This is a genomic window from Anaerotignum faecicola (assembly GCA_024460105.1).
In the GTDB taxonomy this organism is placed as follows: Bacteria; Bacillota; Clostridia; order Lachnospirales; family Anaerotignaceae; genus JANFXS01.
Window position 1 is genome coordinate 308,684 of sequence record JANFXS010000002.1, and the last position, 24,420, is coordinate 333,103.

A 24,420-nucleotide genomic window follows, 5' to 3' on the forward strand; every position below is an offset into this window, starting at 1 on the left:
CGGCGCCGTAAATCGAATATATCCGGCAGGACATAAAAAATCAGTTTATAAATACGGTCCTTTATTAAACATATCGTCTGTATCTGTCGGATATTTGTGGTATATAGGTATTGAATAAACAACTTCTATAACCATATCGCTCATTGACGCACAAAAACCGTTTATTTTCCCTAAAACTTCCATATATTCCTTTGTTTCCGTACCATATGCCGCTCCGCCTTCAAATACGTCTCCTGAAACGATAACTGTTTCACAAGCCTGTCGGCAAAGCCTTTCAATACCGTTTTTTATATTTTCAAAAACCATGTCGGAACTGAGCCCGTTTAAAAACAGCTCGTTTGCCGCAAGGTTTGTTAGACACTCGATTAAAACAGCCCCGCCTGATATATTAACGCCGCTTATGTCCAGCGGACATTCTATGGTTTCAAAATTTCTTCCGCGTCGGTTGTACCTGTGCCGCGCGGCTTTTTCCTCCATTTCATGGTCATAAATTTTCATCGTGGCTATATAATATTTCCTTCCTTTATATCCGTCAAGGATACTTTCGGCAAATTCCGATTTGCCGCTTCCGCTGCCGCCGATTACAAATGTAACCATTATTTTCTTTCCCCTTCATAGTCAACATAACTTTCCATATCCAGATCGCCGAACGTAATCATTTTATTATAAACTTCCGCCGCCATATTAAAAAGCGGAATTGCCGCTAAAGCTCCCGTACCTTCTCCCAGACCCATACCGCAGTCAATATAAGGCTCAAGCCCGATATGCGAAAGTATTTCGTTTCCGAAGGGCTCCTTTGAAATATGCGACGCAAACATATAATCCTTAACGGCAGGATTAATGTTAACCGCACACATCGCCGCCGCCGCCGAAATAAAGCCGTCGGCAACAACCGGTATTTTATGTATGCCGCCGCCAAGAAACAATCCCGCCATTCCCGCAATATCATATCCGCCTACAGATTTGAGGACGTCAAGCCCGTTGAAATTATCGCCGTAATTTTTGCGGAACCTGCCGATTATCCTGTTAACCGTTTCAATCTTTTTTAAAAACACGGGATTTGAAAGCCCGGCCCCTTTCCCCGTTGTTTCCGAAGCGCTTTTATGCAGTAGAACGGCGGCTATTGCACTGGCCGAAGTAGTATTGCCGATACCCATTTCGCCCGCGGCTATGACGTTGTATCCTCTCGATTTCAGTTCCCCCGCAATATCTATGCCGCACATAACGGCTTTTATGCAGTTGTCAAAATCCATTGCGTCAGTAACGGCTATATTATTAGATCCCTTGGCAATTTTCCTGCCGCATACTTTTCCGGGAAGAAGTTCATGTCCGTAACAAAAATCGCCGTTTATGCCTATATCAACGGCAAAAACATCGGCCCCGCATACTTCCGCCATTATGGACGCGCTGGTTTTCCCTTTTTCAAAATTTGCCGTAACCAAAGCAGTAACTTCCATGCCGGTCTGAGTCACTCCTTCCGCAACAACGCCGTGATCCCCGCACATCACCACAAGCGCCGGTTTATCTGCACGGACGCTTTCGGCGCCGCTTATACCGGCAATTTTTATGACGGCGTCCTCAAGTTTTCCAAGCCCATATATAGGCTTTGCAATATTCGCCCATCTTTTTGCGGCCTTCTCCATTTCCTTCCTGTCGGAAGGGCGTATTTCTTTAAAGCACGGAATTTCCATTTCTTTCACCACACTTTTTTAAAAAGTTATACACGGCTTTAATATTGCTGTAAAAATATAAATGCGGAAATCCGGCAAACATGTTTTCCCCCGCATGCGCACAGTTCCAGCTTTTTTCGCTCATAGGCTTCACGGCAACTGCTCCGTCCCCGTTATTCGTGCTGTCCCAATAATGAAATTCATGCCCTTTAAAAACGGTTTTTTCACTTCCGAAAATAGACGGCCTTTCAATTCTTATTTCAGCATATCCAAAACGGTTAAGCTGCTCGGTTTTATAGCAGTGCCCTTTTATAAATCCAGCCATGTTATAATTAATGCCCCTTGCACTCTCAAGCATATCGGAAAGGTACATAAATCCGCCGCATTCGGCAAACACGGGCGTTCCGCCTTCAAGGGTTTCCTTAACGCTTTTAAGCATATGCCTGTTTTCCGAAAGTTCTTTAGAAAAAAGTTCGGGGTACCCACCGCCGAATATAACCCCGTCCAGCCCGTCCGGCATGGCTTTGTCCATAAGAGGAGAAAAAGGAACAATCTCCGCCCCCATTTTTTCCATAATCGTCAGGTTTTCGTTGTAGTAAAAACAAAATACATTATCCATTGCAACGCCGATCCTCACTTTTTTATCAAGTTTCGGTATATGCGGCGGTGAAAAAGGCATGTCTTTTGCCGTTTCGGCAGTTTTTATTATGCCGTTGATATCCACTGTTTCAACAAGCCTTTTAGCCATAGAATCTATCTTTTCTTTGAGATTTTTAATCTCATGCGGCATTATAAGCCCTAAATGCCTGCTTTCAATGGTAAATTCCCTCACATCCGGAATATATCCGAAAACTTTTATTCCGAGGCTTTCTTCTATAACGCCTTTAAGACGTGCGTACATATGGTAAGTGGTTCTGTTAAGTATAACGCCGGAAATAAAACTGTTTTCCTTATAATCCATAAGGCCTTTTATAATGGGCACTATGGAAAGGCTCATCCCGCGGCAGTCCACAATCAGCACAACGGGCGTTCCGGTTGCGCGCGCCACATCATATGTAGAAGCCTTGTCGCTTATTCCCCCCATACCGTCGTAATATCCCATAACGCCCTCTATTACCGCTATATCGCACCCCTTTGAACTGTCGTTTAATATGTAATTAACCGTGTCGTCATCGCAAAAGTATGTGTCAAGATTTCCGGTTTTAGTGCCGAGTATTTTTGCATGGAACATTGGATCGATATAATCCGGGCCGCATTTAAAAGCGCTTACTTTAAGTTTCTTATTCATAATGGCCTGTATTATGCCGCATGTTATAAACGTCTTTCCGCTGCCGCTTTTAGGCGCCGCCAAAAGTATCCTGTTCATTTGCCCCTCCCCCTTCAAACGAAATTATATAAACCGGATTATTTGCTTTCATAAGACGGCTTTTCCCGGCTTTCCTTGCCTTTGAAACATTAATCTGCAATATTTCCTCTTCAATTAAACTGAATTTTTCCACACAGTTTAAAACAGCCGACAATGTTTCAATAGTAACGGCATTGACAACAAATCTTGCGCGGTTGTTTTTATTCAACGCTTCCGATATTATTTTCTCAATGTTCCCGCCGCTTCCTCCTATAAACACATGGGTAGGCGGCGGCAGCAGTTTAATCGCTTCCGGGGCTTCTCCTGCGGCAATCTCAATATTTGAAACTGAAAAAAGCTTAGAATTTCTTTCAATCAGGCTTAAAGCTTCCTGATTTTTTTCAACTGCAAAAACTTTCCAGCAGAATGGGGCGGCCTCAACGCTTACGCTTCCGGTTCCGGCGCCTATATCATACAGCACCGAGTCCTTCCGCAGTTTAAGTTTGGCAACGGACACCGCCCTTACCTCGCTTTTAGTCATAGGCGCTTCGCCGCGTATAAAACTTCCGTCGTCTATACACATATGCCTTGATTTAAAACCCGTATTTTCCGCAAGCATAACGCTCAACGGTTCAAAACTCATATTTTTAAGGCTTTCCGCCGTGCCTTCGGTTATTTTTTCATTAGTATATGAAAGGTTTTCCCCAACGTAAATTTTAACTTTACCAAGTCCGTATTCGGCAAGCTTCCCGCATACATATTCCGCCGTGTTCCTGCCCCCGAGGAGAATAAAAACGCGTCCGTTTTCATAAACTTCGTTTACAAAATCCGTTTCCCTGCCGTGAAGGCTTACAGTCTTTGTCCCCTCGTAGCTTTTTCCCATTTTGTCCATAAAATATACGAACGACGAAATACCGCAAAAATACGAAACGCAAAATCCTTCAAGCCGGCGGGCAAGTTCTTTCGCTCCGCTGAAAAAACCGGTATCGCCAGAAAACAGCACCGATATTTCTTCGCACATGCTGTTTTTGATTATATTTAAAATATCGTCGGATTTATAGGCCTCCGCATAATTTTTTTTATACGCGCCCAAGTCTTTTAAAATGCGTCGGCTGCCTATTATAAGCCCGCTCCTTTTAACCGCGTCCCGCGCTTCAACTGTAAGAAGGCGGGCGTTTCCGCATCCGGCGCCTATTATATTTATTTTCTTCCCGCCGTCTGCTTTGCGAAACCTTTTTTCGATTATTTCTCTAACTTCCTCTATCGAATATCCGCTCTCACGCGGCCTTCCTATTACAATAGGCGTTACAGCCGCGTCTTTGCAAGCCTCGATTTTTTCATTGTACCCGCCGCGCCCCGACGTTTCTTTTGTAAGCATATATTTAATGTTATACTGTTTCATAACGGCGCTGTTAATTTCCTTTGAAAACGGCCCCTGCATGCATATTATGTTTTCGGCCTTAAACCCAAGCCCCAAAGCTTTTGAAAGGTTTTCCGGCTCCGGCAGTATCCTTATGACAAACCTTTCACGAAACCCGGGAACAGCCGAAAGCAAAGGCAGATCTTTACTGCCTGTTGTGATAAATACGCGTCCGTCGGTATTTTTAAGGTACCCGACTGCTTCTTCTGTATTTTCCGTATAAACTATGCCTTCGCGCCCCAAATTGTCATATCCTCGTATAAGGCGTATATATTCGGCGTTAAGTTCCGAACATGCCTCCCGTATATTTTCGGACGCTTCTTTTGCAAAAGGATGTGTCGCATCTATCACAAAATATGGCTTTTCATTTAAAATTTCCCGCTTTATGCCTTCCTTGTCAAGCCGTCCGGCTGAAACCGTCCCGTATTCCATTTCAGGCATAATTTCCTTTCCGTATTCCGTAGCGACATATATTTTGAAACTTATGCGCATGCAGTTTAAAAATTCCGCCGTTTCACGGCCTTCACTTGTGCCGGCAAACAATAATATATTTCCCATAAAATTCCCCTTTATAAAGAGTACCCTCTCGGAGTAACTACAAAACCGTTTATTTCCTTTGTTTCACTGCTGCCAATAAAAACGGTTGTAAACATATCCGCCTTATACTCCCTGAGTTCGTTGAGGGTTAAAATATGCTTTTCGACGCCTTCGCGTCCTATGTTCCTGACAGCGGCGCACACGGTACTGCCGTCCTTATATTTCAGCATAATATCACAGGCCTTTTTTAAATATCCTTCCCTTTTTTTGCTTGAAGGATTATATATGCATACTGCAAAATCGCCTTCAGCCGCCGCTTTAAGCCTGTTTTCTATTGTTTCCCAGCTTGTAAGCAAATCGCTTAAGCTTATAACGGCAAAATCGTGTGTCAGAGGCGCCCCAAGCAAAGCCCCTCCGCTTAAAGCCGCCGTAATCCCGCTTACCACTTCAATTTCAACGTTCGGATATCCTTTTCCAAGCTCCAATACAAGCCCCGCCATGCCGTACACCCCGGCGTCGCCGCTGCATATGACTGCCGTTCTTCGCCCTTTGGCGGCTTGTTCCAAAGCCATAATACATCTTTCTTTTTCCTTTCTCATAGGCGTTGACAAAAATTCGGCGTCCTTAAAATACTTCCTGACAAGCTCCACATAAACGGTATATCCTATAATTACATCGCACCCGTTCAATACGTTTAAAGCCCGTATCGTCATATCTTCAAAACTTCCCGGGCCAATCCCCACAACATACAGCTTATTCAAAACAAACCGAGCCCCCTTTCATTGAAATTGCAGTGGTAACGCCGTTTAAAACGCTTTTTCCCGCAACGATATTACCTTCGCATAAAACCGCGCTTCTCTCGCAGACATTGCCGACTCCCGTTTTTTCCTGTACAAAATCGGAATGGGAGAAAACGCCCTCAGCATTTTTCAATTCTTCCGCGCTGTAGAATACGGGTTTTATATCATATTTTCCGCAAAATTCAAGCAGGCCGTTTTCATCTTTTTTTATATCTATGGTCGCTATATTTTTAACTGCCAAAAAGTCGATGTTACTTCTTTCAAGCGCGGAAAATACGGCTTTTTCTATATCATAAACGCTTGCGCCCCTCCGGCATCCTATGCCGACCGCCGCGTTTTTCGGAATTAAATGGAGCGTATTCAAAAAAGGATTTTCTTTAAAAGGGGAAATAACAAATCCCGTCCCATTGTCATTTCCCGGGGAATATAAGTTTATTTCCTTAGGAATACCGCCAGATACTTCAAGCCTTGTTACAAAAGGTATTTTTTCACCTTTCAGAATAAGGGATGAAATTTTCTTGGCCAATTCCCTTTCCTTTATAACCAAACCGTTTTCCGCTGCAAAAACATCCACTGCAAATAAGCCGTTGACGTCCGTTGCAGTAGTTAAAACAGGAACCGCCCCCAACGCATCGGCTATCGTTACGGCAAGCTTATTGCCGCCGCCCACATGGCCGCTTAACAACGGTATAACATACCGCCCTTTTTCATCAATCACAATAACGGCGGGATCATGCATCTTGTCCTTAATAAAAGGCGCCGCCGCCCTAACGGCTATCCCCGCCGCTCCTATAAAAACCATCGGACTGCCTTCTTCAAACGATTTTTTCGCAAAATCACCCGTCTTAAACGAGCCGTCAAATTCAAATTTCCGGAAAGTATCAAAAACAGAGCAAAGCTTTCTGTTAAGACAATGACCATTATAAGTAAAGCTTATGACGTTAACCATTTCCGTTCCCCTGCCTGAAACCCGTTGTAAACGATGGATCGTACAATTTAGAGCGTTCATATGCGCCGTTTATAATCTCGCCTACTATAATAAGAGCAGTTTTATTTATTTTCTCCCTTTCGGCGGTTTGTGAAAGAGTTCCTACCGTACATATAACCTTTTTTTCATCCTCCCACGTTGCCTTATATACAATCGCGCAAGGCGTATCATAGCTATAGCCGCCTTCTATAAGCCTTTGCGAAAGCTCTTTTGTCATTCCGGCGCTTAAAAAAATAACCATTGTGGCATTATGCGCGGCGAAAGTTTCGATTTTTTCCTTTTCCGGCACGGGAGTACGCCCTTCCATTCTTGTAATAATAACAGACTGGGAAATTCCCGGCAGGGTATATTCTATTCCTAATGACGCCGCCGCGGCCAAAAACGAACTTACTCCGGGGCAAACGTCATATTCTATTCCAAGCCTCTCAAGTTCATCGTACTGTTCCTTTACGGCGCCGTAAATCGACATGTCCCCCGTGTGCAGCCTTACTGTAGTTTTGCCTCTGCTTTCGGCCTTTTTAATAACGCCGATAACTTCCTCAAGGGTCATTTCCGCACTGTTAAATACTTCGCTTTCGGTTTTCCTGTATTCGAGAAGCTCTTTGTTTACAAGGCTCCCCGCATATATTATAACGTCGGCTTTTTCTATCAGTTCTTTTCCTCTTACGGTTATAAGGTCTTTTGCTCCGCTTCCCGCCCCGACAAAATGAACCATGATTATTCCCCCTTAACAACTATCGTGGTGAAATATCCGAAACTTTCGGCATTTTCAAAAACCTTCCTTTCGTTCCCCATAGTACAGTTTTCAATTCCCATCGCTTTAAATCCCTTAGCTTCCGCGCACTTAAATATTTCTTCAACATGTTTTCCCGCTTTCATAAAAACTTTAGTGCCGTTAAGCCCCATTAAACGTTCAATTCCTCCGTACGCCGCCGGTATTATGTGAAGCGGCTCGTTTTTTACGGTAAGGCTTGTGTTAAGGCTTGCCCCTACGGCGCAAAAGCTCGGCACGCCGGGACATATTTCCGTTTCAAATCCTTTTTCCCTTATTAACGGTTCTATATATGAAAACGTCGAATATATGGAAACGTCGCCGAGGGTTATAAAACATACGTCCTCGCCTTTATCCAGTATACTTTCTATCATAACGGCTTTTTCCCTGTACGAGCCGTCTAAAACGGCTTTATCGGCAGTCATCGGAAAATCCATATATAATATTTCTTTTCCGTCCGTATTGACGATTCCTTTAACAATATCAAGCGCAGCGTTTTTTTCACCCTTTGTTTTCGGAACGGCTAAACACTTTGTTCTACCGATTATTTTAACCGCCCTGAGAGTAAGGAGATCCGCGCTTCCCGGCCCGACTCCAACTCCGTAAAGCTTTCCTTTAATCATATTTCCCCTCCAAATTCGCCGACAAGCTTTTTCCCGTTTTTCCCGGCCGAAAGCAGTCCGCGCTTATCGCTGTAAATTATAACGCCGCACGAAACAAACCCGCGCGTCCTCATATTAACGTAATATTCCGCTTTTCCTGCCACGCTGTCCATAATCTGATGGAAAACTCCGTATTTTTCAAGCAATTCCAAAGCCTCGTCCGTCGTCGTGCATGCCATAATTTCACGGCAGACATCGGCGCCTCGGTATAAAGCCGTATGCGCCGCAAGTATCTCCATACGGCAGTCTGCAAAACTGCTGTGCGTATTCATAATACCGCCCGCAAGCTTTACAAATTTCCCTATGTGTCCCGCAAGCAAAACATTTTTAAATTTATATTCAGCGGCAAAATCCAAAAGCTCGCCAACGTAATTTGAAAATTTTACAGTTTCGGCCCCTTCAAGACCTTTTATCCCTTTTATGAAATTTTCGCCGTAATTTCCGGGAACCGCAATAAATCCTTCCGCACCGCTTCCTTTCATAACCTTCAGCTCGGCGCCTATGGTATCTATTATCGCCCTTGTGCTCATCGGCTCCACAATCCCGCTGGTACCTATTATTGAGATCCCGCCTTCTATACCCAGCCTGGGATTAAATGTTTTCTCTGCCGCTTCCCTTCCGTTCGGAACCGAAATTATAATTTCAATCCCTCCCGTATATCCGTACTTCCTGCAAATTTCCTCAGTTTCCTCTTTTAACAGCCTTCTTGGAACGGAATTAATGGCCGCTGCTCCGACCTCGCAGTCAAGGCCTTTTCTTGTAACCCGTCCAACGCCTTCCCCTCCGTCTATCGAAATACCGTTTTCAATTTTTCTTACGGAAGCGTATATTTTTAATCCGTCCGTAACGTCAATGTCATCTCCGCCGTCTTTAATAACGCAGCACGAAACCGCGCCGTTTTCAATCTTCAGATCCGAAACGCCAGCCGACACATATATTCCTTTCGGCGTCGTATAACCTGAATATTCCGGCGTTATGCCCGTAAAAAGATATTCCAAAGCGGCTTTTGCCGCCATAACCGCGCAGCTTCCCGTTGTATATCCGCAGCGGTATGATTTATTGTTTTTAGTTATATAATATTCAAAAGGCATTATGCCACCTATATTCCCAAATACATTTTAATATGCTTTATGTACAGTTCCTGTATTCCCGCGTATTCTCCAAGACCTTTCATTATAACGTCGGTTTTTATGCCGTTTTCTGTAAACGCGCTTTTCCAGCTGTTTTCATCGCCTGCCATATCGTTGTTCGCATGGTCGCCCGCAACAAGCATAAACGGAGTTAAAACAGCCTTTTTATATCCCGCTTTCTTTACAAGGCCGATTACATTGTCTAAACTCGGATACGCCTCTACAGCGCCCACAAAAACATTTACATATCCTTTCTCCTTGAACATATAGTCAAGCGCGCCGTAAACCGTATTCACATAATGTTCCGTGCCGTGCCCCATAAACACAAGAGCCGACTCTTTATCTATATTAATCTCTTTCATCAAAACGGAAATAATCCGCTCCATATCGTCCGTAGAATATATAAGGGGACGGCCTGTTTTCAAAACTTTGAACCTGTCTTTATATTCTTCGGAAAGAGCCGCCGCTTTTTCATATTCGTCCCCCGCTATTATATGCGTCGGCGCAATATAAACCTCGTCGTACCCGTCCTTTTCCAGCTTTTTAAGGGCCAAAGGCACATCGTCTACATAAAAACCTTTTTCGGCAAGGCTTTTTATAATCATACCGCTTGTAAACGCCCTTCTTACTTCATATTCTCCGTACTCTTTCCTGATTCTGTCTTCAACGACAGCTATATTTTTTTTAAACGTATCTTTGTAGCTTGTACCAAAGCTTACAACAAGTATAGCTTTTTTCATTATATTTCCCCTTTGCAAATTTTAGGGCTATATAAACAAAGCCCTTTTCCTAAAAGAAAAAAGGCGCGGAAAAATAATAATACGCCATGCGCCCAATGCCCCGTTAAGCGCATAACAAACCGTTAAAAGGCAGGTCTTCCGGCTTATGCTTTAACGCCCGGCAAGCCTTCCCGTTAAAAACAGTGGCATAAATGTCAGGCAACGCAGTTACGGCGGCGGCACCGCGTGGGATTTTAACCCAACTTCCCTATTATCCCGGCCATATCCCGGGCGCCTTTTGGTTTATTCATTATATTTTACAATTATTATTTAAAAGTGTCAAACAAATAACTGAAAACCCATTTTCACTTTCGCGCATGCCGCGTCTTAATAAATTCAGCCTTTAGTTGATCAGAACATGAAATTATGATAAAATAAATAAAAATATAAATCGGATTTTTTACAAATATAAAACAACGCTTCTTTAAAAAATTAAAATGTTAAGTTGATTTTGTATTCCGCGTTTTGATATTTGCTCTTGTAATTGTATGATTTAACGGCAAAGGAGTTGATAAAATGAAAAAAGGAAAGCGGCCCGTAAAATACTTCGTTTACATTTTCATACCTGTTGTCTTGTTTATTTGTATTTGGGGAATCCCCTTAAAAGAAACGGCTGTATCCGTAAAATCTCACGGAACAAACGTAAACGGTACTTTTACGGGAACATGGAGTCCTGTAAAGGGGAAGGAAGGAACTTTCACGGCGGAAGAAGGCTGGACTTTTGAGGGGATTATCAATCCTGACGGCGGATTATGGAAAGGCAAACTTACAAACTTCCCGATACCTCCCGAATGGAGGGAATGCGCTCCGGACCTCCCCGAGATCTATACGGGAACGGTGGAAGAGAATACTTTGTCTGATATAAAACTAAAAAATGTAAAACCAAAATAATCATTTTACAAAATATTTTTATATTTTGACAACTCATAATTTACAAAATTTCCGTCAAATAAACAACCGTTCTGCAAAGACTTGTATAATCGTTTCAAGCGGTACTGGCAGTCAAAACTCCCAAACTTACTGTAGCAGCCGACAATTGATTTTTTAATCGAATTATGGCGCTATCTCATACAGCCATACAAATTTGCTGAATTCAGTTTATCGAGCAGTTACGTTCAGTTTAAAACGGCATTTACGGTTTAGAAACGTATAAGCGCATTATAGCCGCGCCAAAAGCATTTTATCCCTCTTCGTAGGCGCGCGCCTGTTTTTTATTGTTCTTAAAACCGTTAATGCCTTCCTCAACTCCACATTGAGAAATTTTTGTCGTTCAATGCGAAAAATATACGGGCTTACCCGTAAACAATCATATAAACCGTGTTGGAATCACAATACGGAACATTTCTCAAAGGGTAGGCCAAATATTTCCAACGACAAAGAACGGAAAAATTTACCATATTGAGCGTGTACTCCATTGTAAATTTAAGATACCTTTCGTAAATATTACGCCTCATTGTTTCCTTTGAGAAATTATATTATTCATATACTTAATCGTCCCAAAAGTTAATAATTCCACCTAATAACTTCCCTTGCGGCATTTTTTCGGTTTCATTTTAAACAACAGATGTCCAAGGGCGCAATAATACGGCGGCGTATCGGGTTTAAATCCCAAAATGTAATAATTAATCGCATCGTCTAAAATTATCAGTATTCCCGACAGGAAAAACCACGCCAAAGCGAAATACAGGTTTACCTGCCCGTCAACCCCGCTGAACCTTAAATCATTATAATCCCAAATACCAAGTCCTTCTACAACATTCCATCTGTACCCCAGTATGCTTTCCGCCAGCACGACAATCATCATGCCCATAAAGCACTGAAGCAGGAAATCCGTGTCATAATCGAATATATTATTTAAAAGCCCGAGAAATACCGAAATTCCTCCGCCGAGCATGAACATGCGTATATCAGATATTTCCCGTTTCCATATACATTCGATCAAAAAATATATGCCTCCGTATACAAAAAATAAAATGATATATTCTGTTATACAGCGTAAAAACCTGTTTGTTGCCCGCATATGTATTCCCCTGAAACCGTTTGTTTAATAAATAATATGAACGTCAGAAATATATTATTACCGCCCGCGGCATTATTTCGGCATTTATTAATGCCCGTATTAAAATTGCGCATATACCTCCTGCATTAACAGGCGTTTCGCAACTTGCCGAATTCTTATATAAGGGATTAAACTCATATGAAGTTTGTGCTGCAACAGCATAATATACAGTATTAAATTATAAAAACATTTATATTGCGTGCCGAAACCAACTCCTTAAACAAAAAGCCTAACTGTATATTCATAAAATTATCAGTTTACAAGCCGCAATAAAAAAGCTGCCTATGCAAATATGCAAAGACAGCCTTTCTGTTTTTCCCGCATTTTTATTTTTCAGCGGACATTTATTTCAATACAAGTTATATATGTATAATTTTTAATCGACAGCAGCATATATTATGCCGTCCTGCCGCACTTCCCAGCAGAAACGCTCCGCTTGCCGCAGATTAAATTATTTTCCGAAAATTTCTTTACGGCTTTTAAATCCGCCCAATGTTTCGGCGTTCCTAACGGCGCTGGCAATCGCGTTCTCAACTGCTTTAACGGCCAATGTGCCGACAAGATTCATTGCAACAGGCACCTCGTTTGTCGACATGCAGAACATCGTATCCCCGTCGGACATTGTATGCGTAGGACGTACCGCACGAGCAATCCCGTCGTGCGACCATGCGGCTATTTTATGCGCCTGAGGCCTTGTGAGCTGCGCATTTGTAATTACGCATCCTATTGTAGTGTTTCCCATATAGAAATCCTCGGTTGTAATGTTTTCGCCTATGAATTTTTCAGTATCAAGGAAAGATTTTAAATCCCTTCCAAGGGCTCCCGCTATTATTTCCTGTGTGTCGGGATCAACAACATCTCCTATCGCATTGCAGGCTACGACTGCTCCTACAAACAAATCTCCCCTCTTATAGCAGTATGTGCCAAGCCCGCTTTTCATCATCTGTTCCGGCGAACTTATTTTTCCCACAGTAGCCCCCACGCCTGCTCCGACATTTCCATCATTGTGTTTTTCCCTCTTTAAAGCATTTAAGCATGCCCTATATCCCATTTGCGCATCAGGACGTATATCTTTGCTTCCGATAGCAAGGTCAAAAAGTATAGCCTGGCATACGACGGGCAAAGTAACGTTTACAAACGGAAGGCCAATGTTGTTTTCTTCCATGCATTTTTCAACGCCCGACGCCGCTCCGAGACCAAAAAGGCTTCCGCCTGAAAGCACGACGGCCTGGCATGACTCCATACAATTAAGAGGGCTTATTATATCAAGGTTTCTCGTTCCCGGAGCGCCGCCCCTAACGTCGGAGCCGGCAACCAAATTATCAAGTTTGTTTGCCAAAACAACCGTACATCCCGTAATAGCTTCCATATCGGCGTCATGCCCTATGCTGAATTCTTCCAAATCATAAATGCTTATAACTTCCAATTTGTCGTTCTGCTCAATTTTTTTCATAGTAAAAACCCCTCTCAAATTAATATGCCGATAAGCCCGTACAACCGCCGCACAGTTTTTACAGACATAAACGATATTTATTATCCCGCCTGACTGCCGTTTTGTATTTTTTAAAAAGAGGCGCCAATTTAAAACTACGGGAACCAAAAACAGTCTGCCTATGCGCAAGTGTACTATAAAAAAACCAATAAAACCCACTTTATTTAAAATTATATATGTATAGTTTTATTCTATATAGTTATAAAGCAAAAATAATGCCAAAAAATTTAATTTATAATTATTTTTTTTGTGAATATAGTCAAAGCCTTAATTTTGTTTTAAATAAGACCATATCTATAACGGCACATTAACAAAAAGTCAACTTTTTTTGTTGCAGTCAATCTCGTGCATTTGCGCACAAATATACCGGCCACGGCCTAAAACCCTTTTAATTTCAGGCATATTTATTATGTGCATTTTTCCCCGTTTGTGCATTATTGCAACACAGCTAGTTTCAGTTTACAAGGGCACACACGCCCCACAAGGAAAAATTTTCCGCATTTCTGTGTTGCATACGCTTGCCATAGGATCAGCTATGCCGGCGCATATCCTCCTTGAACTGCAAAAAATTTTTTCCTTGTAAGGTCGGAGAATTTTAACGGACGTCAGCGGCGTAAGAGCAAGGCAAAGACGGGCAGGCGCAGCAGTTCCTACGGCAAACGGCTTTAATACAGCTATTGCACTGCTGACGTCCGTTAAAACCGTATGTGCCCTTGTAAACTGAAGCTAACATATAAAATATATTATTATAAAATAAAAAATCCCATGAAAACATGGGATTTTTAAGTGAGCAAGTCTATAAGCCGGGTTCTGTATTAAACGGCCATCTATCTTGGTATGCTGTCGCCAGCATCATCATGCGACAATTGCCAAAGCGGGACGAGCAGCCCCATTCGCTTTAATATGTCTTGCTTCAGGCGGGGTTTACAGAGCCCCCGGCGTTACCGTCGGGGCGGTGGGCTTTTACCCCACCTTTCCACCCTTACCATATATTATATGGCGGTTTATTTCTGTTGCACTTTCCTTGAAGTCGCCTTCACCGGTCGTTAGCCGGCGCCTTTGCTCTGTGAAGCCCGGACTTTCCTCCCTTCGCCGTAAAGGTTAGGGCGGCCGTCTGGCTTACTCACGAATAAACTATACCATATATCAAAAACCGTGTCAAACTTTAAAGACGCCGCCGCCGAGAAATTCCTTTAAAATAGAATTATTGGGAACACAGCCGCTGTCAACCGCAAGGAAATAATCCAGAAATTTAATAATCCTGTTTGCAGTTATATACTGCGGATAAGTTTTGTCAATCTTAAAAAGCAGAGGTTCTATATACGGCTTTAAAACGCACAGCTCATAAATTGTAGCCGAATTAAACATAACGTCGGCATTCTCCTGAAACGGAAATATGTTCCTTTCTTCACCGCGTTTTACGCTGGGCCATGTTTCAAGCGTTTTTGCCGCGTCAATGCCGCGGAACTGATGATCCCTTACAATACGCCTTATAAGACGGCTGTCGGAAGTTGAAATCCTGTTGTGATCGTCCACATTAAGCTGCGTCATGGCGCTTATAAATATCCTGAACTTGCTTTCGTCCGGTATGTCCTTAGTCAAAGTGTCGTTAAGACCGTGTATTCCTTCTATAACTATAATATCGTCCTTGTCAAGCTGAAGGAAACGCCCTTTATATTCGCGCTGTCCCAAAATAAAATTATAGCTTGGTATTTCAACCTTTTCGCCGTTTATAAGACCCATAAGATCCTTATTAAACTGCTCTATGTCAAGGGCGTTTATATCTTCAAAATCGGGTTTCCCGTCCTCGTCCAACGGAGTAAGGCCCCTTTCTACGAAATAATCGTCAAGGCCTATTGTGTGCGGCACAAGCCCGTTAACCCTAAGCTGAACGCAAAGCCTTTGTGCAAACGTCGTTTTCCCGGAGGAAGAAGGCCCGGCAATAAGCACAACTTTAACTTTATTTTTACGTTCAAGAATAGCGTCCGCAATTTGGGCAATTTTCTTTTCATGAAGAGCTTCGTTAATAAGCACAAGCTGTCCAAAACCGCCGTTAACAATAAGGTCGTTGAGATCGGCAACATTGTTGACTTTCATAAGGTTGCACCATTCGAGCTGTTCCATAAATACGGAAGAAACCTTGTCAAAATTAGCATAGTCTTCATATTGATGCGGGTTTGACTTATTGGGGAACCTCAGAAGGAAGCCTTTTTCATATGGAACAAGATCGAACATTTTCAAATATCCAGCGCTGGGAACCATATAACCATAGAAATAATCCAAAAACCCGTCTATCCCATATAAATTTACATTTGAAGCCCTCCTATATCTGAAAAGCCGGGCTTTGTCATGCATATTGTTGTTCATGGCTGTTTCAATTGCTTCATCCCTAGACATAACAAATTTTTCAATAGGTATATCTTCATCTACAATTTCCCGCATCCTGTTTTTGATTACATCAAGCGCGTCCTGAGTCGCCCTGAATCCCGGCTTGTTAATTTCGCAGTAATAATTATTGTTAATTGAATGTTCGATTATAATCGGCGTGTCGTCGCCCAAAACGTCCTTGGCCGCTTTTATCATAAGCATTGAAACGCTCCTGGTATAAACCCGCATGCCCTCTATATTTGTAACGTCGTAAAATTCAACGTCCATACTGTCCTGAACAGTATAAAGAAGTTCATAAAGCTCGTTTCCGCTTTTTGCAATTACAAAGCGCCTTTCATCATCGCCTGCCAGTTTTGCAAGCTCCATAAACGTAATGCCCTTTGGGGCCGTCATCTCTTTACCGTTTACAATCACATTAATTCTATCCGACATCAGCATGGCCTCCTAAATATCTTTAAATACCTGCCCGTTAACTTCCGAGTTGAAAACTTCCATTTTCACCCCTTCATTTAAACATATTCTCTGTATATATCCGGAAATAACCGGAACAATAATATTTTCGCTGGCATAGTGCGTCGCGTCAATAAGGCATATGCCTTTTTCTATGGCTTTTTGGCTTTCATGGTAGCGCAAATCGGCCGTTATATAAACATCCGCGCCTTTTTTTACGGCGTCTTCCATAAATTCAAATCCGCTTCCCGTACAAAGCGCAATCTTTTTAACGGTTCTTTCAAGGTTTCCGACAACCCGCATGCTGTCAAGGCCAAGGGCGGTTTTAACCATTTGGGAAAATTCAAAAAATCCGGTTTCATTTTCCAAAATCCCAATCCTTCCCAGCCCGTTTTCTTTCCCGTCCTGCTCGCAGCTTGCCCTGAGAATTTCAATATCCTTAAGCCCTATAATTTCGGCGAGCCTGTCGTTTGTGCCTCCGAAAGCTATATCAAGATTTGTATGCATTGCATAATGGCTTATGTTATTTTTTATAAGCTTCATGATTTTTATTCCGGCCGGCGTTTCATCCGTAATTTTTTTCACGGCTCCAAATAACATCGGATGGTGGGTAACTATTATATCGGCTCCTAAACTTATGGCTTCGTCTATCACTTCAAGCGTTGCGTCGAGGGCAACAAGCGCTTTTTTAATTTCCTGCTTCGTGTCCCCCACAATCAGGCCGGGATTGTCCCACGTTTCGGCCAATTCAACAGGGGCAAACTTTTCAAGGCGTTTTATAAATTCACTGCATTTCATACGCCGCTTCAGCCTCCTTCAACAATTCAATTTCCTTTTTTATGTATTCGGTTTTTTTAACGGCATTTTCCGTATCGGCTGATTTCAATCCGTTTTCTATTTCCGAAAGCCTGTTGAGCATGTATGCAATATATTCCCTGAGTACGGGACATTTTTTATCAATATTTATTTTTCCGAAAGAATAATAAATTTCTTTTTCATATTTTTCCTGACCTCTTACGGCATTTATAATTGTGTAAAATTTTCCGCCGTCTACCACCATTTTTTCGTTAACAATTTTAAACCCTATTGTATGTATGTGCCTTCGCACGCTTTCAATGTCAAGCTGAGGCTGCAAAACAAGCTGTTTGAGGCTTTCGGCAACGCATGCCCCGCTTTTTAAAATATCTATAATAAGCATGCCCCCCATACCCGCAATCACTGCCGTTTCGACTTCTCCAGCATCTATTTGGGAAAGACCGTTTCCCAAACGCGTTTCAATTTTGTCTTTAAGGCCTTCCCTTTCTATATTTTCACGCGCTTTTAAAAGCGGCCCCTTGTTTATATCACAGGCAACCGCTTTTTTTATTTTTCCCGTTTTCACAAGATATATAGGCACATATCCGTGATCTGTGCCTATATCTGCAATAATACCGCCGTTCACCTCGTCGGCGACAGCTTTAAGTCTAACCGAAAGTTCCATTGTCAATCACCGATATAATTTAATATAACCGTCTGCGTTTCACTGTCCCAGCTGATCTTATCTTCTCCCAAACCAATAAGCATAGCTAAATCCGTAAGCGGCAGGAAAAGAACGCCGTCAGTTATCTCGGCCGGCGTTTCAACGGCTATTTCAACGCCGTTTAAAACCATTGTATCAGAACCGACAGTTATTTTGGACACCCTTCTCCCCATTAAAACGGTCGCGCTCTTTTCGTTATCGTCCCAAATTATCTGCGCCTTGCTTCCTATTGCGTCAAGCACGGGCCTTATGGGCATCATAACCTGCTTTTCTTCTATGTAGTTTCCTTCTTCTGATTTCGGCGACGCGCCTTTGTCTTGTGCAAATACGCTTACGGGGCCGATTGTTAAGATACATATTATAAGCATTGATAAAAATTTCTTCATTAATAGATCACTCCTTTTTGATATATAACATTTTAACCTTTATCCGATTTCACCGCAACAGATTTGCGCTTGACAGAAAAAATAACAAAGCGCAGTCGGCAAGTCTGGAAACAGATTAAACCGCCTCCCTGCCTAAATCAACTGCGCTTTAAAAATTTTACTCTAAATAGTCTTTAAGTTTTTTGCTTCTGCTCGGATGGCGCAATTTTCTTAAAGCTTTTGCTTCAATCTGCCTGATACGTTCCCTTGTTACGTTAAATTCCTTGCCGACTTCTTCAAGCGTTCTCGCCCTTCCGTCGTCAAGGCCGAAACGCAGTCTTAAAACTTTTTCCTCCCTTTCGGTCAAAGTGTCAAGGACTTCGATAAGCTGCTCTTTCAGGAGCGTAAACGCGGCGGCTTCGGCCGGAGCCGGTATATCGTCGTCAGGTATAAAATCGCCTAAATGGCTGTCTTCCTCTTCGCCTATAGGCGTTTCAAGCGACACCGGTTCCTGAGCGATTTTCATTATTTCCCTGACTTTATCCACAGGCATCGCCATTTCAACTGCAAGCTCCTCAGCCGTCGGTTCACGCCCAAGTTCCTGTATTAACTGGCGCGAAATACGGATAAGCTTGTTAATCGTTTCAACCATATGCACAGGGATACGTATGGTTCTTGCCTGATCGGCTATTGCCCTTGTAATTGCCTGCCTTATCCACCATGTAGCATATGTGCTGAATTTATAGCCTTTGCTGTAATCGAATTTTTCAACGGCTTTTATAAGGCCCAAATTCCCCTCTTGTATCAAATCGAGAAACAGCATGCCGCGCCCCACATATCTTTTGGCAATACTTACAACAAGACGGAGATTTGCTTCCGCAAGTTTTTTCTTTGCATATTCGTCGCCGTCCTCCATCTTCCTTGCAAGCTCAATTTCCTCTTCGGCGCTCAAAAGAGGCACTTTTCCAATCTCTTTTAAATACATGCGAACCGGGTCGTCAATATTAATCCCTTCGGGCAGGGATAAATCGAGATCTTTTTCAACTTCTTCCTCAATCTCAATATTCCCCAATACGTCAATGCCCTGGCTTTCAAAATATTCATATATTTTATCTATCTGATCGGCGTCAAGCTCAATGTCGCCAAGATAATCCGTAATTTCTTTATATTCCAAAACGCCCTTTTTCTTCTTGCCGATTGCGACAAGCTCCCTCAGGCGGGTTAATAAGTTGTTTTCTTCCGGGGTTTTCAATTTGTACCCTTCCTTTCCCAATATCAATAGATTTTATCCGTATAGCCAAATTTTATACAAAAATGCCTTTTAAAGAGAAATATACAGGCTGTCCAGTTCTTTTTTCAGATCTATCAGAGCCTTTATCTCTTCAACCGAAACGGCATTTTTTGCTAGAATATCGGCTTTTGTCCTTTTAATAAGCTTCACACATTCGTTTATGGCTTTTTCAAGTTCGCCGGCTCCGTCATAATTAAATTTTATGGCAAAAACTTCAGCCGCCTTTTTTTGCTCGTCAGGGTCAGTAAAAAAATTAACTGCATCCGCCGGAAAAATAGTATTCCCTTTTTCCGCTTCTTCAAAAACAATTCCGGCAAGCTTTATGTATACGTCGTCAATAAAATCTTGTGCTTTTAGGTATTTTTTTACTTTTTGATAAATTTCATTCCGAGTCGCGCAAACAAAAATCATGCTGCGCTGCGCCTCCAAAACGCCCTTCGATTTTTCAGCCGTATTATCGGCAGTTTTGCCGCCGTAAACTCTTATCCGCTTTTTCTCGGCTTCCTTCGCGAACTTTTCTTCGGCTGTTATCCGTATATTATTAATTTCGCCGGATATAGCCATTTCCGATATGCCCGTGCTTTTTGAAAGTTCCTTAACAAAAACGTCGCGTTCAATAGGCGATTCAAGTTTTGCAAGGATCTCGGAAGCCTCCTTTGTAAACAGCATTTTTTGTTCAGTATTTTCCAAATTATATTTTTTACTCAGACATCCGACTTGAAACTCTATATAATTAACGGCGTTTGCAAGAAGTTTCCCAAACTCCGCGCTGCCGTTATGTTTTATAAATTCGTCCGGATCTTTGCCGTCCGGCACTTGAAGAACCTTAACCCGCAGCCCTGACGACAGAAGTATCGGTATCGCCCTTAAAGCGGCCGTTTCACCAGCCTGATCGCTGTCAAAAACAAGTATTATATCCGTAAAAAATTTTCTCAGAAGCAAAGCGTGCTCGGCGTTAAAAGCCGTTCCGAGCGTTGCCGCAACGTTATGGTATCCCGCTTGGTATATGCTTATCATATCCATATACCCTTCAACTATTATAAGTTCTTTGCTTTTTGTGTCCCTTGCAAAATTAAGGCCGTAAAGATTCTTTTTTTTGCTGAAAATCATAGTTTCGGGCGAATTCAGATACTTTGGCTCGCCTTTATCCATAATCCTACCGCCAAACCCTATCGTCTTTCCCTGCATATCAAATATTGGGAACATAAGCCGTCCGTAAAATCTGTCGTGATAACCGCCGCCGAACTTATTTTCCATAACAAGCCCGCTTTTAAGCATGGCCCGTATGCCAAACCCTTTTTCCTTCAGGCAGTTAAAAAGCCTGTCCCTTCCCTCCGGAGAATATCCCAAGCCGAACTTCCGCTGTATTTTAACCGAAACACGCCGCCTTTCAAGATATTCCAAAGCGCTTTTCCCCTCGGGGGAGTTCAGACATGAATAATAAAAACGTCCGGCTGCAATATGTATATCCAAAAGTTCTTTTTTTAACTTTTCCGCTTCTTCCGCTTCTTTTGAATACCCTTCCTTAGGCAGAGGTATTCCCGCCCTGTCCGCGAGCTTTGCGAGGGCTTCAACAAAATCGCAGTTTTCCATATGCATTATAAAGCTGAAAACATTTCCTGCCGCCCCACATCCAAAACAATAGTAAAGCTGTTTATCCGCACTCACAGAAAACGAAGGCGTACTCTCATTGTGAAACGGGCACAGGCCGAAATACGAACTGCCTTTTTGTTTTAAATGCACATATCCGCCAATCACATCAACAATATCGTTTCCGGTTCTCACTTCTTCAACTATTTCCTGTGAATAGAACATAATAAGCTTTACTCCTTTCTAAAATATTTTTCTACAAAAGGCCTTGATTTCCTTTATTTTTTTATATATTTTATAAAATTACAATATTTGCCGTCATTTCTTTTAATTAATATATGTTCCATGAAGAAGGTATAAAATGCTTTTTATATACGCTGATGGCAAACCTGTCCGTCATGCAGGCAATATAGTCGCATACGACGGTTTCAAGCGGTTCCCCCTCGTCAATAAGGGAAAGGAATTCGGTTTTCATCATTTCCGGATTTTTTATAAAAAACCCGTACAGCGCTTCTATCATATTATCAACTTTTTCGCCTTCAGTAACGGCGCGTTCGTCGGTATAAACATTTTCAAACATAAAAAGCCTTAAATCTCCCATAGCTTTCTTCATAGTTCCGCTCACAACAATATCGTTTTTATTCGTACTGTTGATAACAGTATCCCTCACCATGCTGTCAAGCCTGCTTCTGGCAGTGTTTCCAATAATCTCCGTAATATCTTTCGGTATATCGCCTGCCGACAGTATGCCGGCGCGTATAGCGTCGTCAATATCATGGTTTATATATGCAATCTTATCCGAAAGCTGAACCGCTTTGCCTTCCAAAGTAAGAGGGTTTCCTTTAGTGCGGTGGTTTAATATCCCGTTTCTTACTTCCCATGTAAGGTTAAGCCCCCTGCCGTCCTTTTCAAGCCTGTCAACAACCCTGAGGCTTTGTTCGCAGTGTTCAAACCCATTCGGGGAAAGCCTGTCCAAAGCCTTTTCACCTGCATGGCCAAACGGCGTATGCCCTAAATCATGCCCTAAAGCAATAGCCTCCGCCAAATCCTCGTTAAGCCTCAGCGCCCTTGCGATAGTCCTTGCAATCTGCGAAACTTCAAGCGTATGCGTAAGACGGTCGCGGTAATGGTCGCCCTCGGGGGAAATAAAGACTTGAGTCTTATGCTTCAACCTTCTGAAAGCCTTGCAATGTATAATTCTGTCACGGTCCCTTTGAAAATCCGTCCGTATATCGCATTTTTCTTCTTCCGTAACGCGTCCTTTTGAAAACCTGCTTTTAACTGCAAATTTACTGAGCCGTGATATTTCCGTTTCTTCCTGCAAATACCTTAGATCCAAAAGCTGTTCCCCCTTTCTCTTTACTGCCGGCGTCAAAAAAACTCTTTAATATATATATACTACATTTTTTATCTAAATCCTTTTTTTACGCCCGACCGAAATATTAAAAGTAAATGACAATTTTGTCATTATGTGGACGAATAGTTTAATTTGGGGTAGAATAAATTAATATAAGAGGAGGTGCCAAAATGCCAGTAATTCAAATAGAAATGGGCAATAAATGGAAAATAGAAACGGCAATACTTGTTAAAAACGTAGTTCTGGACGAAGTTCGCGAAGTATTCGGTTTAAAGTCGACGGACCGCAATATTAAAGTTATACGTTATGATCAGGATTTATTCGAACTTAAAGATCCATATGAAATATTTATTGAAATAAAGCTTGCAGGCAGCCGCACCGTTGAATTTAAAAGAAAGCTTTACGACGCGTTAACAACGGCCATTGATGAAAAAACCATGTTTAAAAAAGACAATGTTTTTATTTTCCTTAATGAACAGCCCGCAGAAAACTGGGGAATTAAAGGCGGTATACCCGCCAGCGATATTGAAGAACCCGTTTAATTAACACCGTCCCAAACGGCCTTTTCATAACTTAGGAGGAAACCGATATGAACGATATATCAGTATTCATTAAAAACCACGAAGCGCCTTTTTATATCTACAGCAAAGAGCAGATTAAAAAAAATATTGAAATTCTCAAAAACGCCCTTGAAGGGGCTGAAATACTTTTTTCAATAAAAGCAAACCCATTCCCTCCCGTTATAGGATTTCTTGCCGAAAACGGCGTCGGTTCCGACGCGGCGTCAAAAAATGAGGTCAAGCTGTCGCTCGAATGTGGGATTAAGCCCGAAAATATCTATTACTCGGCCGCCGGCAAAACATGCGCCGATATAGAAAAAACAGCCGGCAACTGCACTGTAACTGCAGACAGCTTTTCCGAATTATCGCTTATTAATACATACGCCGCCGAAAAAAGCATTATAATGGAAGTCGGGCTTAGGGTCAACCCTCTTTTTTCAATGTTTTCATCCTCGCCCTGCAGCAGTAAATTCGGCGTGGATGAAGAACTATTATACAACAGCGAATATATAAAAAGCCTCAAAAACATAAAAATAACGGGAATCCATGTGCATGTACGCTCCCAGGTTTTAAATGCCGAAACATTGGTAAACTATTATAACAACGTATATGATATGGCTTTAAAATTAAACATGGAACCGACTTTTGATATAAAATTCATAAATTTCGGCGGCGGCATAGGCCATCGGTATTCAAAAACTTCCGACGCTTATTTAGATTTTTCAACGCTTAAAGAAGGTTTCGGAGAGCTCTGCACAAGAAATAAAGACGCTCTTAACGCACGGCTTATTGTGGAATCGGGAAGATTTCTGCTTTGCGGGGCCGGCATATATGTAACTGAGATCGTCGATATAAAAACGTCAAGAGGCAAAAAATACCTTATTGCAAAAAACGGTTTAAACGGCTTTGTCCGCGCGTCAATGAGAGATATATTTACGGAAATACCCGTTTCGGAAAGTTTCAGCAGCGAACCGCTGTATACTTCAAAAGACGCTTTTGAAATCTCAATATTAACCGATGAAAAAGAGCTTGAAACAGTCGATTTATGCGGAAACCTTTGCACCGCTATCGACACCGTTGCAAAAGGCATCAAGCTTCCGAAGGCCAAAATAGGAGATAAAATTACAATAACAAACGCCGGAAGCTATGCCTACACGCTTACGCCTCTTTTATTCTCAAGCCATGATCTGCCTAAAGAATATTTAATTTAACTTTACCGGGACAATTATAATAAGCTGTCGAACCC

At 42.2% G+C, this 24,420-nt stretch carries 22 protein-coding genes, 1 other RNA gene and 1 riboswitch; of the genes, 3 read left to right on the forward strand and 20 right to left on the reverse strand.

Annotation, left to right across the window (positions count from 1 at the left end):
• Window positions 1-45: 45 nt before the first annotated feature.
• The 10 genes from NE664_04105 to NE664_04150 are packed head-to-tail and all read right to left on the reverse strand — an operon-like array spanning window position 46 to window position 10,064.
• On the reverse strand, window positions 46-597 hold the full coding sequence (locus NE664_04105) for a bifunctional adenosylcobinamide kinase/adenosylcobinamide-phosphate guanylyltransferase (protein ID MCQ4725845.1): 552 nt from the start codon (window positions 595-597) through the stop codon (window positions 46-48).
• On the reverse strand, window positions 597-1,691 hold the full coding sequence (gene cobT / locus NE664_04110; GenBank protein ID MCQ4725846.1) for a nicotinate-nucleotide--dimethylbenzimidazole phosphoribosyltransferase: 1,095 nt from the start codon (window positions 1,689-1,691) through the stop codon (window positions 597-599). The genes NE664_04105 and cobT overlap by 1 nt, the downstream gene beginning before the upstream one ends.
• A complete protein-coding gene (locus NE664_04115; protein ID MCQ4725847.1) occupies window positions 1,672-3,036 on the reverse strand; it encodes a cobyrinate a,c-diamide synthase in 1,365 nt (454 codons plus the stop codon). The genes cobT and NE664_04115 overlap by 20 nt, the downstream gene beginning before the upstream one ends.
• On the reverse strand, window positions 3,008-4,993 hold the full coding sequence (gene cobK / locus NE664_04120; protein MCQ4725848.1) for a precorrin-6A reductase: 1,986 nt from the start codon (window positions 4,991-4,993) through the stop codon (window positions 3,008-3,010). The genes NE664_04115 and cobK overlap by 29 nt, the downstream gene beginning before the upstream one ends.
• Before the next feature lie 11 nt (window positions 4,994-5,004).
• Window positions 5,005-5,733, reverse strand: a complete 729-nt coding sequence (gene cobJ / locus NE664_04125; protein ID MCQ4725849.1) for a precorrin-3B C(17)-methyltransferase — start codon at window positions 5,731-5,733, stop codon at window positions 5,005-5,007.
• A complete protein-coding gene (locus NE664_04130; protein ID MCQ4725850.1) occupies window positions 5,726-6,721 on the reverse strand; it encodes a cobalamin biosynthesis protein in 996 nt (331 codons plus the stop codon). Before NE664_04130 ends, cobJ begins: the two co-directional genes overlap by 8 nt.
• A complete protein-coding gene (cobM, locus tag NE664_04135) occupies window positions 6,714-7,475 on the reverse strand; it encodes a precorrin-4 C(11)-methyltransferase (GenBank protein MCQ4725851.1) in 762 nt (253 codons plus the stop codon). Before cobM ends, NE664_04130 begins: the two co-directional genes overlap by 8 nt.
• A 2-nt stretch (window positions 7,476-7,477) precedes the next feature.
• Window positions 7,478-8,155, reverse strand: a complete 678-nt coding sequence (gene cobI, locus NE664_04140) for a precorrin-2 C(20)-methyltransferase (GenBank protein ID MCQ4725852.1) — start codon at window positions 8,153-8,155, stop codon at window positions 7,478-7,480.
• The gene (gene cbiD, locus NE664_04145; protein MCQ4725853.1) at window positions 8,152-9,285 is read right to left on the reverse strand and encodes a cobalt-precorrin-5B (C(1))-methyltransferase CbiD; all 1,134 of its coding nucleotides are present in this window, start codon (window positions 9,283-9,285) and stop codon (window positions 8,152-8,154) included. Before cbiD ends, cobI begins: the two co-directional genes overlap by 4 nt.
• Before the next feature lie 8 nt (window positions 9,286-9,293).
• Complete coding sequence (locus NE664_04150) at window positions 9,294-10,064, reverse strand: sirohydrochlorin cobaltochelatase (protein ID MCQ4725854.1); 771 nt, start codon at window positions 10,062-10,064, stop codon at window positions 9,294-9,296.
• A 110-nt stretch (window positions 10,065-10,174) separates the two neighbouring features.
• Window positions 10,175-10,357: riboswitch (cobalamin riboswitch) on the reverse strand.
• Between the two features lie 262 nt (window positions 10,358-10,619).
• On the opposite strand from NE664_04150, the gene NE664_04155 reads away from it, so the two are divergent.
• Entirely contained in the window at window positions 10,620-10,994 is a 375-nt protein-coding gene (locus NE664_04155; protein ID MCQ4725855.1) for a hypothetical protein, read from the forward strand.
• 625 nt (window positions 10,995-11,619) lie between these two features.
• On the opposite strand, the gene NE664_04160 is transcribed toward NE664_04155, so the two are convergent.
• From NE664_04160 to NE664_04205, 10 genes are all read right to left on the reverse strand, one after another.
• Complete coding sequence (locus NE664_04160) at window positions 11,620-12,045, reverse strand: hypothetical protein (GenBank protein ID MCQ4725856.1); 426 nt, start codon at window positions 12,043-12,045, stop codon at window positions 11,620-11,622.
• A 568-nt stretch (window positions 12,046-12,613) separates the two neighbouring features.
• The gene (locus tag NE664_04165; protein ID MCQ4725857.1) at window positions 12,614-13,615 is read right to left on the reverse strand and encodes a P1 family peptidase; all 1,002 of its coding nucleotides are present in this window, start codon (window positions 13,613-13,615) and stop codon (window positions 12,614-12,616) included.
• Window positions 13,616-14,437: 822 nt separating this feature from the next.
• Window positions 14,438-14,780, reverse strand: an RNA gene (rnpB, locus tag NE664_04170) — RNase P RNA component class A.
• A gap of 32 nt (window positions 14,781-14,812) precedes the next feature.
• Window positions 14,813-16,474 carry a nucleoside kinase gene (locus NE664_04175; GenBank protein MCQ4725858.1) on the reverse strand — a complete coding sequence of 554 codons (1,662 nt, stop codon included), beginning with the start codon at window positions 16,472-16,474 and terminating at the stop codon, window positions 14,813-14,815.
• 12 nt (window positions 16,475-16,486) lie between these two features.
• Window positions 16,487-17,290: a Nif3-like dinuclear metal center hexameric protein gene (locus tag NE664_04180; protein MCQ4725859.1), complete on the reverse strand. Its 804-nt coding sequence runs from the start codon at window positions 17,288-17,290 to the stop codon at window positions 16,487-16,489.
• On the reverse strand, window positions 17,277-17,972 hold the full coding sequence (locus tag NE664_04185) for a class I SAM-dependent methyltransferase (protein ID MCQ4725860.1): 696 nt from the start codon (window positions 17,970-17,972) through the stop codon (window positions 17,277-17,279). Before NE664_04185 ends, NE664_04180 begins: the two co-directional genes overlap by 14 nt.
• Before the next feature lie 2 nt (window positions 17,973-17,974).
• A complete protein-coding gene (locus NE664_04190) occupies window positions 17,975-18,397 on the reverse strand; it encodes a copper amine oxidase N-terminal domain-containing protein (protein ID MCQ4725861.1) in 423 nt (140 codons plus the stop codon).
• A gap of 157 nt (window positions 18,398-18,554) precedes the next feature.
• The gene (gene rpoD, locus NE664_04195) at window positions 18,555-19,628 is read right to left on the reverse strand and encodes an RNA polymerase sigma factor RpoD (protein MCQ4725862.1); all 1,074 of its coding nucleotides are present in this window, start codon (window positions 19,626-19,628) and stop codon (window positions 18,555-18,557) included.
• 69 nt (window positions 19,629-19,697) lie between these two features.
• Window positions 19,698-21,482: a DNA primase gene (dnaG, locus tag NE664_04200; protein MCQ4725863.1), complete on the reverse strand. Its 1,785-nt coding sequence runs from the start codon at window positions 21,480-21,482 to the stop codon at window positions 19,698-19,700.
• 106 nt (window positions 21,483-21,588) lie between these two features.
• The gene (locus NE664_04205; protein ID MCQ4725864.1) at window positions 21,589-22,596 is read right to left on the reverse strand and encodes a deoxyguanosinetriphosphate triphosphohydrolase; all 1,008 of its coding nucleotides are present in this window, start codon (window positions 22,594-22,596) and stop codon (window positions 21,589-21,591) included.
• Window positions 22,597-22,784: 188 nt separating this feature from the next.
• On the opposite strand from NE664_04205, the gene NE664_04210 reads away from it, so the two are divergent.
• Together NE664_04210 and NE664_04215 are read left to right on the forward strand one after the other, a co-directional pair.
• On the forward strand, window positions 22,785-23,156 hold the full coding sequence (locus NE664_04210; protein ID MCQ4725865.1) for a tautomerase family protein: 372 nt from the start codon (window positions 22,785-22,787) through the stop codon (window positions 23,154-23,156).
• Window positions 23,157-23,203: 47 nt separating this feature from the next.
• Window positions 23,204-24,385, forward strand: a complete 1,182-nt coding sequence (locus NE664_04215) for a diaminopimelate decarboxylase (protein ID MCQ4725866.1) — start codon at window positions 23,204-23,206, stop codon at window positions 24,383-24,385.
• Window positions 24,386-24,420: the final 35 nt, after the last annotated feature.